This is a genomic window from Prochlorococcus sp. MIT 1314 (assembly GCF_034093315.1).
GTDB classification, from domain to species: domain Bacteria; phylum Cyanobacteriota; class Cyanobacteriia; order PCC-6307; family Cyanobiaceae; genus Prochlorococcus_A; species Prochlorococcus_A marinus_Y.
Window position 1 is genome coordinate 137,697 of the sequence record NZ_CP139300.1, and the last position, 16,680, is coordinate 154,376.

Here is a 16,680-nt window from a genome sequence, read left to right on the forward strand (position 1 = left end):
AATTAATCTTATCCTTTCTAACGCAGTGAAATATGTATGTAGTATTAGGTGCTACTAAAAAGAAATTTATATTTAGAAGTTAGAAATTTTTTTAGACTATCCGTGTATTCATTTTTTGTTTTTTGAATAATCCGACTGTTTCATCAAGATCCATACAAGGCTGAATACTTATATCCATTAACCTTCTCCAGGGATGCCATTGCTTCCAAATTGTCTCAAGAGAATCTGCACTCACTACAGAATGTCCAATCCCATTTTGAACCATAAAAATCCAAGAATGAACCTCATAGTTTTCAGGTCTGTTTTGGGGACCACCTGATTCGTACCAATTAATTAGCATTTCTGCTCCTTCTTCTTGATCCTCGCCATCTGTAAATTCGTAGGAAATCAAATACCTTTGCATATAGATTATTATTAAAATCTTTAAACTATTTTAACTCTAGATTTAGATATTGCCTCCTAATTTAATTAATGCTATCAAGTTTATAGAAGTGATTGTTTTAAATGTCTGAAAGATTTGGGAAAATCAAAAAGAATATTTTGACTAATTTATCTTTTATAAATAGGACAATCTTGAAGTATTTTCAAAACCATGATCTGTTCGTATAGCTCCAGTTAAAATTTAAAATTTGATACTTTTTAAAATACCTTAAATTAGTTACCATATTTGTACTGTATAGATACCAATGATAAATAAAAAGGATCAAAACGATCCAATTGATAATTTAGAGTATGAAAAAGTTCTAGAAGAAGAAATAATTAATTCGTGCGAAAGTAAATTTCAGAAAGATAGTGAAGAAGATATTAAAAAGATTAAATTCTACAGACTCAAAAGAACTCCATTAGAAATATTAAATAGGTCATTTTTCTTTTTCTTTATTGGAAGTTTTCTTTTCTCTTTGTTTTTAGCTTATTCAGAAAGTAAGTTATGGTTCATACTTTATGTAATAAGTGCATTGTCATGTGTTTTCTATACTCCTAATAGAAAGGCACTTAAAGAATTAATAGCAGCTTGGCCAAATATAGAGGATCTCATTAAAGGTAAGAGTTTGTGGAGAAAAGGCAAGTAAATAGATTATGAAATCGTTAAATTCATTTAAAAAGTGGTTATTAAATATTCTCGTGCCATACATTGAGGGCACCAACAAGAAAAAAGAGGATAAAAAATGAGTCTAATATCGGTTGGAATTATTGTTGAAATATTTTTGTTTGTGGGGGTTTTTTTATGGGTTAGGAAACTAACTAGTAAAGAAGGTAGGCAACCATCTCTATCAAAAAAAACAATTAAAAATCTCAAATTTTAGAATTTTGATCACAAAATAAGGAATCTTTATAAAGAGATCAAATTTATGGGAAAATTCTTTACTTTTTTCCTCTCACTTTGTGTATGAAATCAGTTAGAACATCTATATCGTTTTTAAAAATATGGTTTCCTCCATTCAAGGTCTTGCTCCAATAACTAATCCATTAAATAGTGTCTTAATAGAAAAGAAACTAATAAATGTTGATCAAAAGTTCATTCAACTTGTCTCTCTAGCAGAAGGATTACCTCGTACAGAAGTCATCGAAAGTGGAAGGAATTATTGGAGAGGCGTTTGTAGAAGCTTAATTTTTAGATTTCCTGATGACCTTGAAATTTTAAAGCTTGATGTAAGAAGTTATGTAGATAGATCAAAAGGAATTATTCAGATAAGATCTGCAGCAAGATTAGGGCAATCTGATTTGGGCGTTAATCTTAGAAGAGTTGAATACCTGTTTAATCAATTAGAGAAGTTTTAATTAATCTGTTTTTTATAGATTTAAGGTTCTTTTTACTAAATAGTTGTGCTTTAATTCATAAGAATATTTGATTTGCCATGGTAAAGATAATCTTAGTTGGAATCATTGTCGCGCTTGTATATTCTCAACCTGATCTCCGTCTTACAGTCGCGGATTGGTTAAAAGCAGCTTCTGATTTTCTTATTGAATCAGTACAAGTAAAACCTTAAATTAACTTTTAATGAAGCATCAAATAAGACCTGAGACAGTAATCATTTGTTTAATGCATAGAGCTACGAAAATAAATATTAATATTCTGCTTAGTATGTATTTCACTTAAACAAATAAATAGTTTTAGGAACATAATAGAAAATTTTTTTGAAATTTTTGAAAAGTTAACGATAATAAGGGATATGAAGCTTAGATTATTTGAGTTCTATTTTATAAAAGACTATTTAAGGCCTTGGTTTGGTCTTATTTATTCTTTATTCTTTCTGTTTTTTTTAGGTGCAATTGGCTATCGAATAACAGAGGGATGGGAATGGAGTGATTGCTTATGGATGGTTCTAATCACAATAACCACTATTGGTTTTGGAGAAGTTCAACCTTTAAGTCCTGAAGGCAGGATAGTAACTGTTTTAGTAATCGTTGGCGGATTAATCTTTATTCAATTTACCTTTCAAAAAGCTGTTAGATTATTCGAATCCGGCTATTTTCAAAGAGTAAACGAATTACGTTTTAAAAGACTTCTTAGAAAAATGGAAAATCATGTAATTTTGTGCGGATATGGGAGGGTAGGTCAGGAAATATCAAACCAAATAAAAACGCAAAATATTCCAATTATTGTTGTTGAGAGTGATGAAGATAGAAAAAAGATTGCGGAAGAAAATGGTTTAGAAGTGCTTTGTGCTGATGCAACTCTTGATGAGACGTTAAAACTGGCAGGATTAGAAAAATGCAAAAGCTTGGTTGTTACTTTGCCCAATGATGCTGCAAATTTATATGTGGTTTTAAGTGCTAAAGGGATAAGAAGTTCTATAAGAGTAATTGCAAGAGCTGGAACTGAAGAAGCTGCAAGTAAGTTGAGATTAGCTGGTGCAAGTATAGTTGTAAGCCCTTATATTGCGGCAGGAAGAGCAATGGCATCAATGGCATTAAGACCAATAGCTATTGACTTTCTAGATCTTCTCGCCGGAAGTGAATGTGAGATTGAAGAATTTGAATTAAGTAATGATATTAGTCTTTTTGAAACAGCGGAGAAAAGATCACTCTCTGAACTTGGAATAGGTAAAAAGAGTGGAGCAAAAATATTAGCCATTAAGGAAAACGAGAAGTTGGTGACCAATCCTGGAGGTAATTTCATACTTCAACCAGGTCAGGTATTAATAGCATTTGGTAGTAAAGAACAACTAAATATTTTGAATGGTTTGTTGGGTAATCTTGTTGTAGCAGTGGAGCTATTAAAATAGATATATCAAAATAATTTGATATATAAATCTTTCAATTTTTTAATTTCTTAAATGCTGTAAATTATCTTTGTATACAACAAACTTAGTTCTCATTACATAGTGGGCATTTTAAAAAAAACTCTCATTTTATCTTCTGCAATTTCATTAATACTTTCTCCATCTGTAATGGCTTCAAAAAGATTGAGTGGAGCTGGTGCATCATTTCCTTCGAAAATTTATACCAGGTGGTTTTTTGACTTAGCTAAATCTGGAGGCCCTAGAGTTAATTATCAAGCAGTAGGTTCTGGATCTGGAAGAAAAGCTTTCATAGACGAAACTGTAAATTTTGGTGCATCAGATGATCCTATGAAAGAAGCTGATATAAAAAAAGTTACTAGAGGACTTGTGCAAATACCGATGGTAGGTGGAACAATTGCGTTTGGATATAACTATGATTGCGACCTGAAACTAACACAAGAACAAGCTGTACAAGTAGCAATGGGAATGATAAAAAACTGGAAGGAATTAGGATGTAAGTCAGGTAAATTAACCTGGGCGCATCGTTCCGACGGTTCAGGCACGACTAAAGCTTTTACAAATTCTATGGAGGCTTTCTCTAAAACTTGGAATTTAGGTACTGGTAAATCTGTTAAATGGCCTTCGGGAGTTGGAGCAAAAGGAAATTCTGGTGTTGCAGGTGTTATACAAAATACTCCCGGAGCAATTGGTTATGTCAATCAATCATATATAAAAGGGAAGGTAAGAGCTGCAGCTTTACAAAATCTTTCTGGCGAATTCGTTACTCCGAATACTGAAGCAGGAGCAATAGCTTTAAACGGAATAAATCTTGATAAGAACTTGGCGGGTAAAAATCCAAACCCTACTGCTAAAGGAGCTTATCCAATAGCAACCTTAACTTGGATACTCGCTTATGAAAAAGGTAATGGTAGGAATACTAAGGCAATTCAAGATACATTCTATAAATTGCTCAGTGATGAATACCAAGATAAAGCTTCTGCCTTAGGTTTTGTTCCCTTGAAAGGAGAAATTTTAAATAAATCAAGAGCCTCCGTTAAAAAAATAGGTAGATAAATTTATCAAACCATGTCAAATTATCATGACTTTCATATACCTTTAACGGCTCTTAAAGTCTTTTACAGCATTTAGTAGTAGATTTATAGAGATATTCTTTTTTTAATGGAAGAGAAATTAACTCTTTTCAAGAATCGTAAAAGATTCGGTATCGAAAAAAATATAGATATTATCTTCAAGAATACTGCCCTAGTCTTGTCTAGTTTCGTAGCAATAATACTTTTAGGAATTATTTTAGTAGTCTTTTTTCAGTCATTTGAATCCTTTTCAAGGTATGGCTTGAAGTTTCTTGTAACCTCTGAATGGAATCCAGTTAAAGATGAATACGGAGCTTTTACTGCAATATATGGCACATTAGTAACGTCATTTCTTTCGTTATTAATAACTATTCCTCTGGGCGTTGGAACTGCAATATTTATTACCGAAGACTTTGTGCCGAAAGTTGTTAGAGAAATAATAGGTTCTTTTGTTGAATTATTAGCAGCTATACCATCAGTTGTATTGGGACTTTGGGCAATATTTGTTATGGAACCTTTTTTTAGAGCCTTTTTTGTCTTTTTACATAATTTCTTTGGTTGGATACCTTTATTCAGTACAGAACCTACAGGTAGGAATTCTTTGTTAGCAATATTGATTTTAGTAGTAATGCTTTTGCCAATAGTGACTTCTATAGCTAGAGATTCTCTCAATCAAGTTCCTAAAAAGTTAAGAAATGCAGCATATGGAATTGGAGCAAGTAGATGGAAAACAATATTTTCAGTGATTTTGCCGGCAGCTTTATCAGGAATTATGGCAGGTGTTCTATTGGCTTTAGGTAGGGCAATGGGTGAAACCATGGCTGTCACAATGATTATTGGTAATTCCAATGCATTTAGTTGGTCTCTATTATCTCCTGGATATACCATTTCCTCCATGCTCGCAAACCAGTTCGGTGAAGCTGATGGAAGTCAAGTTTCATCACTCTTTTATGCGGCTTTTGTACTGATGATTCTATCTTTAGTGGTAAATATCTTTGCGCAGTGGCTAGTTAAGAAATTTAGTCTCAAATATTAGATAATTATGAATTCACTTTATTATCAGAAAAGATTATCAAGAAATATAGGAGATAAATTCTTTACTTCTCTATCAGTAATTTGTGCACTGATAGCAATACTACCTTTAATTTTTCTAGTCACTTATATTCTTATCAAAGGTGGATCTCAAATCACTCCAGAACTATTTACTTTAGAACCAAATCCACCTGGAGATGATTTAGACGCAGGAGGTATTAACCCTGCATTGATCGGTACATTAATAATAACTACCATTGCTTCAATTATTGCCATACCAGTAGGTGTCGGCGGTGGAATATATTTAGCTGAATATTCTAAAGGTGGTGCTTTTTCAAGGTTTATAAGATTTGGGGTAAATGTTTTAGCTGGAGTTCCTTCAATAATTGCAGGTGTATTTATTTATGCCTTAATAGTTTCTACAAAGATCTTATTTGGAAGTATGTACAGTGGTTTGGCTGGAGGAATGGCGCTCTCAATATTGATGTTACCTACTGTGATAAAGACGACTGATGAAGGTTTAAAGTTAGTGCCAAATGAATTGAGATATGCCTCTCTTGGTGTTGGCGCAAGTATGTATACCACCATATTGAAAGTTACTTTGCCCTCTGCCTTTAGGTCTATTGCTACTGGCGTTGTACTTGGAATCGCAAGAGCTGCAGGTGAAACAGCACCTTTGATATTTACTGCTTTATTTTCTTACTACTACATAACTGGTTTTGGAGATTTGTTTTATGAGATGGGTTCCTTGGCTGTTTTAATATATAACTTTGCCCTTGAACCATATGATGCACAGAATAAACTAGCCTGGGCAGCTTCCTTTATTCTTGTTTTATCGATACTATCAGTAAATATATTTTCAAGGATATTAGCCGCTTTTACTGAGAAAACTAAGAGAGCATAAATGATCAAAACTAATAAAAAAATACCAAAGAATATCATTTTATCTCTTGAGAATGTCTCTATTAGCTATGGAACTTTTGAAGCAGTAAGAAATGTTTTTTGTAACTTTAAAAAAGGAAATATAACCTCCCTTATTGGCCCTTCAGGTTGTGGTAAATCAACTGTTCTTAGATCATTAAATAGAATGAACGATTTGATTCCTAATTGTTCGTTAAAAGGAACTGTCCTGTTTCATGGAACTAATATTTACGATAAAAGAGTAGATCCAGTTGAAGTGAGAAGAAGAATTGGGATGGTTTTTCAACAACCTAATCCTTTTCCTAAATCTATCTATGAAAATATTGCATTTGGGGCAAGAATTAATGGCTTTACGGGAGATATGGATGAATTAGTCGAAAGTTCACTAAGAAAGGCTGCATTATGGGACGAATGTAAGGATAAATTGAATGATAGTGGTTATTCTTTATCTGGTGGACAACAACAAAGATTATGTATCGCTAGAACCATTGCTATTGAGCCTGAAATAATACTTATGGATGAACCATGCTCAGCTTTAGATCCAATTTCTACTTTAAAAATAGAAGAAACGATGCATGAACTTAAGAAGAATTACACAATAATAATCGTTACTCATAATATGCAGCAGGCTTTAAGAGTAAGTGATATGACTGCATTTTTTAATGCTATCGAATATGAAGATGGAGACGGAGGAAAAGTTGGTTATCTTGCAGAATTTAATTCCACTAAGAAAATTTTTAATTCTCCCAAAGAAAAAACTACTCAGGAATACATATCAGGTAAATTTGGTTGATGTTTAAGTTTTACTTTTGAAAGAAAATTTTTACCTTTAATACCTCAAAGGGGTAGACAAACAGTATAAATACCTATATAGTAATTTCGAATTAGTAAGTTTATCCTTGAAAAACTACCCTTTTCTACCTTTCTTGTTTTTTGCAGGGGCTCTCATAACAACTGCAACAATAGGATTGCCTGTATTTACTTCATAGTTAAAGAGTATTTCAATTACAGGTAATTTTATGGTTTCAATAATAAATAAAGAATTAATTGGAAGTCCTCATAAAACCCTAATAAAGGGAAATTTATTTGACTTTATAAAAAAAAGAGAGAATATGAATTTGTGTGGGAGTGAAAAATCTGTATTAAAACCATTTTTAAAATTGGTTAATTTCTAATTTATTTATCATGGATAAAACTAAAGAACAGTTAGAAAAATTAAGAGAAGTAGCAGAAGCATCTCTTACAAAAACGGATGAACTTCAAAAAGTTCTTGCTCAAATCGAAGCATTAATGTCTAGAGAAGAATCACAAACATTATCAAAGAAAAAATAGTCATTTAAAAAATAATTTTAGTTTTTGTACTTTTAATTACACCTCTACAATTCTATTGTAGTTATCAATTGTATATGCAGAACCCGTTCCAAAGTTTTCTGTTAGGTCTCGAGGTCTTACCTTCTTTAAGTAAAAGACCTCTTTGATTTATTTGTCTTTATTACATTTTTTAGCCTGTTTTTTTAGTTGATTACTTTATAGATTTCTTTCAAACAGACATTCACATCGAAAGATTCAGTATTTACAACCTCTAATCCTGTTTTTTCTGTAACTTCAACAGTGGCATTGCATTCGTCTTGTTTAAGAGCCATATAACTTGACTTTTTTTCTTCCATATCTAATTCAACACGAGATTCGGAATCTTCCTTATATTTCTCCATTACAAGTGTAAGGGCCTCTATCTCGACGGAAAAGTTCTCATTTGCTCTTGTCCCAAATGGAATGATAAGAAATGGAAATAACATCAAGGATATTAATTTTTTCATTTCTATAAATTGTGTTTATTTTTTTTATAACGTGGATTTTCTGCTAAAGGAAGGGTCATTAGCTGTATAAATGTTTGGTTATCTATTTTTATCTGTAAAATAAATTACTTGTGATACTAATTGATAAAAAAACTAAACGAGACTTTAAAGTATAAATTTGTATATTTAAATGAAAAATTAATTCACTTCTATAGGTTTTTCTTAGGATTTTATTTCGATAATTTCTTCTTCAGAAACAATTGCCCATTTTTTGAATGATTTTTTGCAGGGATATCCTCCTGTTAAGTCTCCAAATGCAGGAAGATATAGAACATTTTTATTCATATCCATTGCAAAACACCTAAAGGATAATTTATCTCCATTGCTTTTTAAATAGATTTTTGGATGATAATGTCCACAAATATTGCCTTTGAAATTTGTTTGACTAATTTCGTTTAACAATCTCTGAGCTTTTCCAAGTGAATAGCAGAAAAGTAAAGAAGTTTTTTCTGGTGAATTAGTTATCCATTTTGAGATATCATTTGCTATTTTATTTGACTCATCCCACTTAAATATTGGCAAACCAAAAGTACATTCGCTTATTAAATAATCAGTTTTTACTATTTCATATTCTTTGCAAGTCTCATCTTTTTGAAGCTTAAAGTCACCTGAAATTAGCCATTTTTTCAGCAAAAATAAATCTTATTTGACTAGATCCAAGGATGTGACCGGATGGATGAAAAGAAATATTAATGCCATTTATCTTAAATTCTTCTCCATATTCAAAAGTCTTAATTTTGATATTATCTTTAACTCTTTCTTTAAGAAGTATCGCAGTTTCCTTAGTAGAAATGTATTCTTCACAGCCAAATGTAAAGTGATCAAAATGAGCATGAGTTATTAATGCCTTTTTTACTGGCTTGCTTGGATCAATCCAAATATCAGCAAGTTCACAATAAAGATTTCCATCTTTATATCTAATTAAATATTCTTGTTGAGTTCTCAAAACTACATCTCTTAGAATGAAGTTAATTTAGCTAATTATGCCCACGCTTGTTTTGATAAAGCTATGGCTGAAATTGTTAGTAAAGCAATAACTACAAATTTGTTACTCCAATTAATCATGAATGAACTAATTTTCTTATAAGAAACTCTATTAGATGACACAATATTTTTCTGATTCAGAATGTGACGATTTTCATTATTTTTTAAGTAATTTAAATTTTTAATCTCATTGATTAATTTAGATTCGCAAGTTGAGAGTTGTTCTACTTGATTTAATAAATCAATATCTTCTGGTCTTAATAAAGTATTTAATTCTTTAACTTGAACTTGGTTATCTTTAAGAAATTCATTAACTATCTCATCTGTGCCTAACCCATTCTTTAATTTTAAGAGAATTTGATCTCTATCCCAAGAATTATCTAGGGAATTTAAAACTTTGCTTATGCTCATTTGTAAGTATTTTTACTTATGATAAATTATTTGATTTTTCTTCTGTGGTTTAATTTCCTAGTCAGGTTAAAAAATAAGTTTTATTTAAGATTTGCGAATTAGCCTGTTTGTAAAATAATTTATCTTAACTTTTTTTTCAGCTTTTCTTGAAATACTTTTTTCTTTCAATTTATTATTATTTAAATTAACTATTTCATCTGAAACGTTTTTCCCCGTATCAAAATAACTTTTAATTTTTTCTAATTCTTCTTTATTTAATCTTTTTGTAGCTCCTTTGGCATTGATTCCAAGTTTGTTGCAAGCTAATAATATTCTATTACTCTCTACATTAAGATCTTTAGCAATAGTGAAAATTGGAGTGTTGATAGACATTATTTTCTTTTCTATAGAATTTATTATTAATAATATATTTATAAATTATTATTTAAAGGCATTTTTAACTATTATTAATTTCATATATTTTTTTCTGTATTAAGCTACTTCCTCTTCAAAATTATTTAAATCATCAAACTTTTTTTTCATGGTTGGGTTATTTCTAGTTAATTTCTTTACTGTTAAATCTTGAGATTTACTGTCAGCTGATAAAAGATGCTTTTTTGATAGAATCAAAGCTTCCTTGGTTTTTTTTAAATGGGTTATTGATTTGTCAATTTCTGAAATTGCATCATTAAATCTATCTTGGGCTAGTGTTACATTTTTACCAAATGCATTCTTAAATTGCTCAAGAGTAGCTTCAAAATTAGTTACATCGAAATTCTCGCGTTTCATTAAGTCTATTTGTGATTTGTATTTTAAAGTTTCCATTGATGCATTTCTTAGTAGAGAAATAATTGGCAAAAAGAATTGTGGTCTAATAACATACATCTTTGGAAATCTATGAGAAACATCTACTATTCCTGCATTATATAATTCACTATCTGGTTCTAGAAGCGAAACGAGTACAGCATACTCACATGATTTTTGTCTTCTATCTTTATCTAATTCTCTTAGAAAATCTTCATTTTTTTTCTTATATGATCCATTTTCACTTTCGTTCTTCATTTCAAACATTATGGATACTATTTCAATTTTATTATTATCAAATTCTCTAAAAATATAGTCACCTTTACTTCCTAAAGTGACATCATTATCTTTTTCGAAATATGAGTTTTTAAATGCTGTAGCGCGATTAAGATTGAATTGGGTCTCGCAATGAATTTCTAATGTTTCGCCTACCATCTTTGTAGATAATCTAGATTTCATTTCTCTTAGCTCCTTAATAGTAAGATCTCTTTCACTAATTTTGTGCTTGAACTTTTCTTCAATTAATTTTTCATTTATTGATTGTTCAAGCCTCATTTTTTCAATGGAACTTGCTAAAGATGAGTTTTCCTTCTCTAAATTAATAACAGCTTCATTGACTTTATTTTTTAAAGATAATTCTGAAATTAAAGACTGGTTTTTAATTTCATCCTTTAATTTGTTTAGTTCATTATTCAGTAAATTAATTTTATTTGTTGCTTGGTTTCTTAAATCATTTAAAGCATTTATTTTCTTTTCTTCAGCGATATTTAATTTAGATTCAAGAGCTTGTATTTCATTTTCTTTAATGCGGTTTTGCTCTATTAACTGTATTTTCAATTCTCGCTTTAAAATTTCCAAAGCTTTTTTATTATCTTCTTCAGCTAATAGAAGCCTTTCTTTTATTTGTTTATTAAATTCTTCGTCCTTTATTTGAAGAAGTATTTCTTCAAAGCCGCTGGGATCAATTCGGAATGTTTTGCCGCATGAGGGACATTTAATATCTTTCATTTTTAATTGAGAAAATTAATATTAGAAAGGTTTTAATATTCGAATTATGTAAAAAGAATATTATTCTTGACTAAGAATAAACAATGATTCAATTTTATGCATTAAAAAATAAAATAAATACTTAATGGAGGTTATATTAATCCAGATTCTTTAAGAATATTAATCTTATTTGCTAATTCAATATCTGCAGATGATATTGATCGATCTAATTTTTTGTTGGAAGAAACAGTATAACCACTGTCATCGACAAATTCATCTTCTGCATCTTTTAAATGCATATTCTCATTTTGTGTTTCTTTAAAAATATCCGGCTTGTATGAATTTGATTTATTAGTATTGCTATAGCCAAAATTCGCAATTCCTCTGGCATCTAATGCTTCCTCCACTAATATTCCTACAACTTTAGATCTACTTATTGATTCGCTTTTTGATATTTCATCAATAATTTCAAGTACCCTTTTTCTAGGAAGATAACCTATCCTTTTAACTTTATTTTCCATAAAAACACCATTTGTCGATATTGTAACACTTCTGTCAAATTGAATCGGATTTTAATTTATAGTACTATTTGTAAACTTAAGTTATTAAACAAAGTATAATTGAAAGAGCTTTTTAGAAAGTTATTTCTGAATTATTGATTAGGAAATTTTTATATGCTTCATCTAATTACTTTTTCATGTATGTTCAAAATTTCAAAATCTTCTAATTCAAATTCCAAATATTATGAAAGATAAACTATTTGATAATGCTGATAGCTTTGCGATGTCATTTGACGAAGAATGGGAAAATATTGATTGTAATGATTCACGATTAAAAATAGATAAAGTATTTGAACTTTTATCTGAACATCCTTTTTTAGTTTCTAATCCAGAGAATGCAAGAAAATTGGCTGAATTTAGGATATTTTCATTAAAGAAGTTTCAATAATTATTTTTAAATTTTTTTGAGTAATTTATTTAAGTAAAAAGTTCAATACTTAAGATTTACATAGTGGGCGAATTAAAAAATCCCTTGCTATATAAAAATATTGCTATTCCAATAATTGGACCTATTCCAAATATAAAAAGGACTAACTTTGCAGAATTTTTTGTTTGACCTAATTCTTGACTTTTTTTATTTGACTTAAATTGGATTTTCTTAGCTTTTTTGTTTTTCATGAGAGATATATTACTACATTACAAATTTTAAGATTTTGAGAAGTCATTAAATATCCAAAGATTTTATGATTTAGCTTAATTTAATTGGAATCACAAAAACACAATAATGTATAATGTAGTTAATAAAAAGCAAATATGAGTGCAGCTAAGAGAGAGGAAGTAAGTTCTCACCTTAGATATATTAGGTTAGAGCTTAGAGAAATGCATCAAATGCTTATCAAAGAAGATTTGTTGCCAGATCTAAATGATGCAAAACAAGTACATGCACAACTCGATGCTTTACTGGATTTAGTTTCAGAAAAAAGAGTAAGAAATATTAAAAGTCAATTTGGTAATTTTTAAATCATTTGAATAAAGTTATAAATAATTAGTAGCTGATTCTATTTTTTTGCGATTGTCATGCATCTGCTCAAGTTTATTATAAATCTCTTTAATTTGGATTTGTAATAGATCAGTTGAATTAATATTGCTTAAAGCTTCCATTGCCGATAGAAGACTTTCCTTCGCTTCAATCAAATGTCTACATTCTTTACTACCAGCTTCGTATGACATAATGCTATAAAAATTCTATTATCACAAATATATAAAAAATTGTTCAGTATTGTTTGATACTCTTATTAAATGAAACCTTATTATTGTCATTTCTAATACATTAGAGGTAATTAATTTTACTAAAATTTAAAAAAAAACTAATGAAAAAAAATTTCAAAGATTATGAAATCTGTATTAATGTAGCCCTAGATAATGCAAAAAAAAGAATTTCTATATTAGACGAACCAGATAAAAAGTGTGTTTTAGAAGAATATAAGGAATGGATAACTGAAGGTTTAATCAATCATGGAGTTTTACTAATTAGAGAAGACCCAATTATCTAAAAATATTTTTAATTATTTGCATTAGAAGTGATTTTATATAAAAAATAAAGGCTTAAAATAAAAGTAATTATTAGAATTAGTGTTAAAGAAGATAAATTATACATAATTTCACATAAAATTCTAAATAATATTAACAGATTTCCTTATGATTTTCTCTAAATTCAGTTTTCTTTAAAAAGTGAGAAAATAAATTTATTCAAATTTTTCTTTTCTAAAAAAATTTCTTTAGACTTGTAATTTTTCAGCTTATTAAAAATTTTTTCTACTATATATTCTGATTTTGGATCCATAATGCAAAATTATTTTTCTAGCAAATAAAGTTTCTCTTCTCCAATTTTATCTGGTTTTGTAATTTTACATCCTTTATCTTTTTCCATGTCGCAATCTTTTGTTGCAGGAACAGACTTCCATGTACAAATTTTTTCCTTAGAATCTTCTTTTAAGATAATCCATCCATCATCTAAATATTCTGAAATCCCATCGTCACCGCAGGAAAACTTTATTTCCATCCTTTTCGTTTCTGAATTTGTATTCTCATGAATATTTTCTTCAGAATTTATGCTTGGGTAATTTTTATTGATTGATGATCTGCAGGAAGTTAAGAAAATTACAACTAAAAATATTTGCGAAAATTGTTTAATTCTTTTCATGTTATTTCAGATTCTTTATAACAAAAGTTATTTAAATTATAGTTTATTTTGATTCTATTAATTTTAATAGTTGATCCATTTTATTCATCAATGTTTTTAATTCATCTGGATGAGGCAAAATTAATTCTTCATTAACTGATAAATGCATTTTTTTTAAGTCATGCCTTAAATCTTTTAAATGATTTTTCACATTTTCCTTTTTTTGTCTTATATCTGTCATAGGATTAAAATTTAAATTTAATAAAAGTTAAAAAATAATTATAATAAAGGGAGGAAATTCATTGGTAATAATTAAAGTTTTAATTTTTTGAATTTTCAATTTCATATATTTCTTCACCACCATAACAAAAATTAGTTGACAACATTTTTAACTCCCTCTTATTAATTAGGGTTGTATTTTTATTTTTAATAATATAACTTTTGGCAATAGCTTCACAATCTAATTTGTTTTTTGCATGTTTAATAACTGGATAAAAATAAGTCAATATAGCTATCACAAAAAAAAATGTTATAAATGGCTTCTTATCTTTTTTTAAGATTTCTTTAGATTTCTTTTTTGCTCTTAATAGTTTTATCAGTAAACTATCTGGCAAACCTATTTGAACAAATAATAACTCTACCCACCATGGTAGATCTTTCTTTTTCTTTTTTCTTGAGTTTTCAGAAGGATTCATTTTTTTAGCTTCATAATTTTGGTTTTTAAACACTTTAGATTTAATTGTTTCTTTTTTATTCATATCATCGAATAATTTACTTGGAATTTAGTGGTTTATTTTCATTTGGTGATTATATTTTTATTTTATAAGTTTTAATTTAATTTATCTATGAATTTGGGTATTGTAAATTTGTATTCAAATAAAATTTATAGATGCCAAAAAAAAGAAGGAAATTAAATAAAGATTTCGAGAAGAAAATATATTCATCAAAAAAAAATGTCGAATTAGTTTTGGCCAAAATCTATGATATTGATGATGAGGATATACAAAAAGAATATATCAGTGCATTTAATAGAGTTGTCTACTTATTTGATGAATTAAAAAAAGATTATGAACAACAAGGATTTAATGATAATTCCGAAGAACTTCTGTCAAAATATAATATTGCTTTTAATCTTTTCGAATCAGAATTCGAAATTTAAATTACCTTTTATAAGGTATTACTGGTATTTCAATAAAATTACCTTTTTGCAGATTAGATCTTTTCTCTTCTAAATTTTTTATACAAGTTAATTCCCTTTTCTCCTTTTTACAAATTTTTTTTATTTTGTAATCAGTAAGTGCTAATGACTTTTCCCCTAGTACTACCGAAGCTAATAAAAATAAACTTAATGCTAATTTCATTGATTTTTTCTAAATAAATTTTACTTATCATTTATTAAATTACTTGTCATTATAAATATTTATCATTTGTTTTAATTCATCTTTACTTAAGTCAGTTGAAATAAAAACTTCCTGGGCTGTTTTACCCTTTCTTGCAATAGCTTTATATCCGTTTATGGTTTTAACTGATAGTCTTATTATCAATTTAGAAGATCTTCCTCTTACTCTTGATATCGCAGCGGGAGTTATTGTCTTGATATTAATGTTAAGGGCTAACTTTCTTAGTACTGGAATTAGACCCTCGATATTTGAACTATGGTTTAATACTAACCTTCCCAATTTTGATTTTTGTAGTATTCTATTTAGAAAATTGTATTTCTGAGAAATTAAATTTAGCTTAGAAATAATTAAATATCTTGAAGTTCTGTTATATTTATGTAAGTGATATAAATCTAATGATTTTTCAGATTGGTTGGGCTTCATTAGCCGCAATTTTTACTTTTTCAATTGCCATGGTTGTTTGGGGTAGAAATGGGGATGGCTCAATTGACATATGATTTTATTTTTAACTTATGATGTATATCTAAGTAAATTTCTTATCTTTACTTCATTCGTTTTACTCATTTTTATAACATTCGCTGTAATTTACATATCTTATGTCTCTTGGAAAGATAAAAAAAGGTTAAAAAAATAGATACTATTTTTTTTGTTCTTTTTTCTTATCCTTTATTCTTAGTTCTTCAATTAATTCTTTTGCTTGTTCCATTCTTGAAATAGTGCTTTTGTAAATACCAATATCTTTATCTGCCTTATTAATAGGTAAGTTTAACTTCTCAAAAACATCAGAAATAATCTTATTCCTCTCAGATTCATTTTCTCCTTTATATTCTTGGGATTTTGAAAGTAAAATATAAATTCCTAAGTTCAATATCCTTGATGGATAAAGTTTTGAATTGCTTTTTTCTTTAAATAACTTCAATAAATCTTTTGATGATTTATCCTTAAATTCTTTTTGAGACTTTAGAGAAATTTCTTTAATTTCTTTCGCTTCAAAATTGCTAGAACTGCATAAAGATTCAAAAAGAAGATCTAAATGGTTCTCAGGTTTGTATCCCTTCATTAATTCTTTGAATGTTTCAGTGAGGCCAATACAAAAGAGATAATCCTGTGTAAATTCATTTTGATGATTTAGAAGATTCAGTTCTACAAGCATTTCATCAACTATTCTTTTATATAAACCTGGAATAACGTAAGGAAATTGTTCATGAAATAACTTTTTGCTATCTGAAACAGTTAATTTTTCTCTCAATTTTTTATATGTAAACCTTAATAAGGTTAGCGTATATAGTCTCAATATCGTTAGTATCTA

29 protein-coding genes and 2 pseudogenes are annotated in these 16,680 nt (G+C 28.6%); 15 read left to right on the forward strand and 16 right to left on the reverse strand.

The annotated features are described in order from the left end of the window. Positions 1 to 91: 91 nt before the first annotated feature. Positions 92 to 403, reverse strand: a complete 312-nt coding sequence (locus SOI86_RS00790; RefSeq protein WP_011818215.1) for a DUF3303 domain-containing protein — start codon at positions 401 to 403, stop codon at positions 92 to 94. Between the two features lie 283 nt (positions 404 to 686). On the opposite strand from SOI86_RS00790, the gene SOI86_RS00795 reads away from it, so the two are divergent. The 10 genes from SOI86_RS00795 to SOI86_RS00840 all read left to right on the forward strand — a co-directional run bounded on the left by SOI86_RS00795 (position 687) and on the right by SOI86_RS00840 (position 7,600). Then, a complete protein-coding gene (locus tag SOI86_RS00795) occupies positions 687 to 1,070 on the forward strand; it encodes a DUP family protein (RefSeq protein WP_320681737.1) in 384 nt (127 codons plus the stop codon). A gap of 96 nt (positions 1,071 to 1,166) precedes the next feature. Next, on the forward strand, positions 1,167 to 1,304 hold the full coding sequence (locus tag SOI86_RS00800; RefSeq protein ID WP_187151204.1) for a hypothetical protein: 138 nt from the start codon (positions 1,167 to 1,169) through the stop codon (positions 1,302 to 1,304). 121 nt (positions 1,305 to 1,425) lie between these two features. Further along, a complete protein-coding gene (locus SOI86_RS00805) occupies positions 1,426 to 1,779 on the forward strand; it encodes a DUF1499 domain-containing protein (protein WP_025922294.1) in 354 nt (117 codons plus the stop codon). A gap of 77 nt (positions 1,780 to 1,856) precedes the next feature. Continuing rightward, entirely contained in the window at positions 1,857 to 1,988 is a 132-nt protein-coding gene (locus SOI86_RS00810; protein WP_011818220.1) for a hypothetical protein, read from the forward strand. 183 nt (positions 1,989 to 2,171) lie between these two features. After that, positions 2,172 to 3,227 (forward strand): potassium channel family protein, encoded by a 1,056-nt coding sequence (locus SOI86_RS00815; RefSeq protein ID WP_320681738.1) that lies wholly within the window; start codon positions 2,172 to 2,174, stop codon positions 3,225 to 3,227. A gap of 99 nt (positions 3,228 to 3,326) precedes the next feature. Beyond that, a complete protein-coding gene (pstS, locus tag SOI86_RS00820) occupies positions 3,327 to 4,298 on the forward strand; it encodes a phosphate ABC transporter substrate-binding protein PstS (RefSeq protein ID WP_320681739.1) in 972 nt (323 codons plus the stop codon). Positions 4,299 to 4,403: 105 nt separating this feature from the next. Beyond that, a complete protein-coding gene (pstC, locus tag SOI86_RS00825; RefSeq protein WP_011376282.1) occupies positions 4,404 to 5,351 on the forward strand; it encodes a phosphate ABC transporter permease subunit PstC in 948 nt (315 codons plus the stop codon). Positions 5,352 to 5,357: 6 nt separating this feature from the next. Next, positions 5,358 to 6,251, forward strand: coding sequence for a phosphate ABC transporter permease PstA (gene pstA, locus SOI86_RS00830; RefSeq protein WP_209089451.1), 894 nt, complete (start codon positions 5,358 to 5,360; stop codon positions 6,249 to 6,251). Next, positions 6,252 to 7,061, forward strand: coding sequence for a phosphate ABC transporter ATP-binding protein PstB (gene pstB / locus SOI86_RS00835; RefSeq protein WP_320681740.1), 810 nt, complete (start codon positions 6,252 to 6,254; stop codon positions 7,059 to 7,061). A gap of 392 nt (positions 7,062 to 7,453) precedes the next feature. Continuing rightward, complete coding sequence (locus tag SOI86_RS00840; protein ID WP_002808068.1) at positions 7,454 to 7,600, forward strand: hypothetical protein; 147 nt, start codon at positions 7,454 to 7,456, stop codon at positions 7,598 to 7,600. A 182-nt stretch (positions 7,601 to 7,782) separates the two neighbouring features. Here the strand turns inward: SOI86_RS00840 and SOI86_RS00845 are convergent, their stop codons facing one another. The 7 genes and pseudogenes from SOI86_RS00845 to SOI86_RS00875 all read right to left on the reverse strand — a co-directional run bounded on the left by SOI86_RS00845 (position 7,783) and on the right by SOI86_RS00875 (position 11,810). Next, entirely contained in the window at positions 7,783 to 8,085 is a 303-nt protein-coding gene (locus SOI86_RS00845; protein ID WP_320681741.1) for a hypothetical protein, read from the reverse strand. A gap of 201 nt (positions 8,086 to 8,286) precedes the next feature. Then, positions 8,287 to 8,490 (reverse strand): annotated as a pseudogene (locus tag SOI86_RS00850) (metallophosphatase); the annotation flags it as partial. After that, positions 8,476 to 9,070: pseudogene (locus SOI86_RS00855) on the reverse strand (DNA ligase-associated DEXH box helicase); the annotation flags it as partial. The pseudogenes SOI86_RS00850 and SOI86_RS00855, both read right to left, overlap by 15 nt. Before the next feature lie 35 nt (positions 9,071 to 9,105). After that, positions 9,106 to 9,519: a competence protein ComC gene (locus SOI86_RS00860; RefSeq protein ID WP_320681742.1), complete on the reverse strand. Its 414-nt coding sequence runs from the start codon at positions 9,517 to 9,519 to the stop codon at positions 9,106 to 9,108. A gap of 84 nt (positions 9,520 to 9,603) precedes the next feature. Next, entirely contained in the window at positions 9,604 to 9,891 is a 288-nt protein-coding gene (locus tag SOI86_RS00865) for a translation initiation factor IF-2 N-terminal domain-containing protein (protein ID WP_320681743.1), read from the reverse strand. A gap of 99 nt (positions 9,892 to 9,990) precedes the next feature. Further along, positions 9,991 to 11,310, reverse strand: a complete 1,320-nt coding sequence (locus SOI86_RS00870; protein WP_320681744.1) for a DUF2130 domain-containing protein — start codon at positions 11,308 to 11,310, stop codon at positions 9,991 to 9,993. Between the two features lie 131 nt (positions 11,311 to 11,441). Beyond that, the gene (locus tag SOI86_RS00875) at positions 11,442 to 11,810 is read right to left on the reverse strand and encodes a CopG family transcriptional regulator (RefSeq protein ID WP_320681745.1); all 369 of its coding nucleotides are present in this window, start codon (positions 11,808 to 11,810) and stop codon (positions 11,442 to 11,444) included. 223 nt (positions 11,811 to 12,033) lie between these two features. Between SOI86_RS00875 and SOI86_RS00880 the strand changes: the two genes are divergently transcribed. Further along, complete coding sequence (locus SOI86_RS00880) at positions 12,034 to 12,237, forward strand: hypothetical protein (RefSeq protein WP_320681746.1); 204 nt, start codon at positions 12,034 to 12,036, stop codon at positions 12,235 to 12,237. Positions 12,238 to 12,293: 56 nt separating this feature from the next. On the opposite strand, the gene SOI86_RS00885 is transcribed toward SOI86_RS00880, so the two are convergent. Next, complete coding sequence (locus SOI86_RS00885; protein WP_320681747.1) at positions 12,294 to 12,467, reverse strand: hypothetical protein; 174 nt, start codon at positions 12,465 to 12,467, stop codon at positions 12,294 to 12,296. Between the two features lie 135 nt (positions 12,468 to 12,602). On the opposite strand from SOI86_RS00885, the gene SOI86_RS00890 reads away from it, so the two are divergent. Beyond that, entirely contained in the window at positions 12,603 to 12,809 is a 207-nt protein-coding gene (locus SOI86_RS00890) for a hypothetical protein (RefSeq protein WP_320681748.1), read from the forward strand. A gap of 15 nt (positions 12,810 to 12,824) precedes the next feature. Here the strand turns inward: SOI86_RS00890 and SOI86_RS00895 are convergent, their stop codons facing one another. Continuing rightward, on the reverse strand, positions 12,825 to 13,019 hold the full coding sequence (locus tag SOI86_RS00895) for a hypothetical protein (protein ID WP_025926335.1): 195 nt from the start codon (positions 13,017 to 13,019) through the stop codon (positions 12,825 to 12,827). Between the two features lie 140 nt (positions 13,020 to 13,159). Here SOI86_RS00895 and SOI86_RS00900 point away from each other — a divergent pair, with 140 nt between their 5' ends. Beyond that, positions 13,160 to 13,342 carry a hypothetical protein gene (locus SOI86_RS00900; protein ID WP_320681749.1) on the forward strand — a complete coding sequence of 61 codons (183 nt, stop codon included), beginning with the start codon at positions 13,160 to 13,162 and terminating at the stop codon, positions 13,340 to 13,342. A gap of 299 nt (positions 13,343 to 13,641) precedes the next feature. On the opposite strand, the gene SOI86_RS00905 is transcribed toward SOI86_RS00900, so the two are convergent. From SOI86_RS00905 to SOI86_RS00915, 3 genes are all read right to left on the reverse strand, one after another. After that, positions 13,642 to 13,992: an alpha-2-macroglobulin gene (locus tag SOI86_RS00905; protein WP_320681750.1), complete on the reverse strand. Its 351-nt coding sequence runs from the start codon at positions 13,990 to 13,992 to the stop codon at positions 13,642 to 13,644. Between the two features lie 43 nt (positions 13,993 to 14,035). Beyond that, positions 14,036 to 14,212, reverse strand: coding sequence for a hypothetical protein (locus SOI86_RS00910; protein WP_320681751.1), 177 nt, complete (start codon positions 14,210 to 14,212; stop codon positions 14,036 to 14,038). 79 nt (positions 14,213 to 14,291) lie between these two features. After that, on the reverse strand, positions 14,292 to 14,729 hold the full coding sequence (locus tag SOI86_RS00915) for a hypothetical protein (RefSeq protein ID WP_320681752.1): 438 nt from the start codon (positions 14,727 to 14,729) through the stop codon (positions 14,292 to 14,294). A gap of 131 nt (positions 14,730 to 14,860) precedes the next feature. On the opposite strand from SOI86_RS00915, the gene SOI86_RS00920 reads away from it, so the two are divergent. Further along, positions 14,861 to 15,130, forward strand: coding sequence for a hypothetical protein (locus SOI86_RS00920; protein WP_320681753.1), 270 nt, complete (start codon positions 14,861 to 14,863; stop codon positions 15,128 to 15,130). Between the two features lies 1 nt (position 15,131). Here the strand turns inward: SOI86_RS00920 and SOI86_RS00925 are convergent, their stop codons facing one another. Beyond that, complete coding sequence (locus tag SOI86_RS00925; RefSeq protein ID WP_320681754.1) at positions 15,132 to 15,332, reverse strand: hypothetical protein; 201 nt, start codon at positions 15,330 to 15,332, stop codon at positions 15,132 to 15,134. A 39-nt stretch (positions 15,333 to 15,371) separates the two neighbouring features. Continuing rightward, entirely contained in the window at positions 15,372 to 15,650 is a 279-nt protein-coding gene (locus SOI86_RS00930) for a DUF2103 domain-containing protein (protein WP_320681755.1), read from the reverse strand. A gap of 116 nt (positions 15,651 to 15,766) precedes the next feature. Here SOI86_RS00930 and petN point away from each other — a divergent pair, with 116 nt between their 5' ends. Further along, entirely contained in the window at positions 15,767 to 15,868 is a 102-nt protein-coding gene (petN, locus tag SOI86_RS00935; protein ID WP_032513475.1) for a cytochrome b6-f complex subunit PetN, read from the forward strand. A 140-nt stretch (positions 15,869 to 16,008) separates the two neighbouring features. Here petN and psb29 read toward each other — a convergent pair whose 3' ends face one another. Further along, positions 16,009 to 16,665, reverse strand: a complete 657-nt coding sequence (psb29, locus tag SOI86_RS00940; RefSeq protein WP_320681756.1) for a photosystem II biogenesis protein Psp29 — start codon at positions 16,663 to 16,665, stop codon at positions 16,009 to 16,011. Between the last annotated feature and the right edge of the window lie 15 nt (positions 16,666 to 16,680).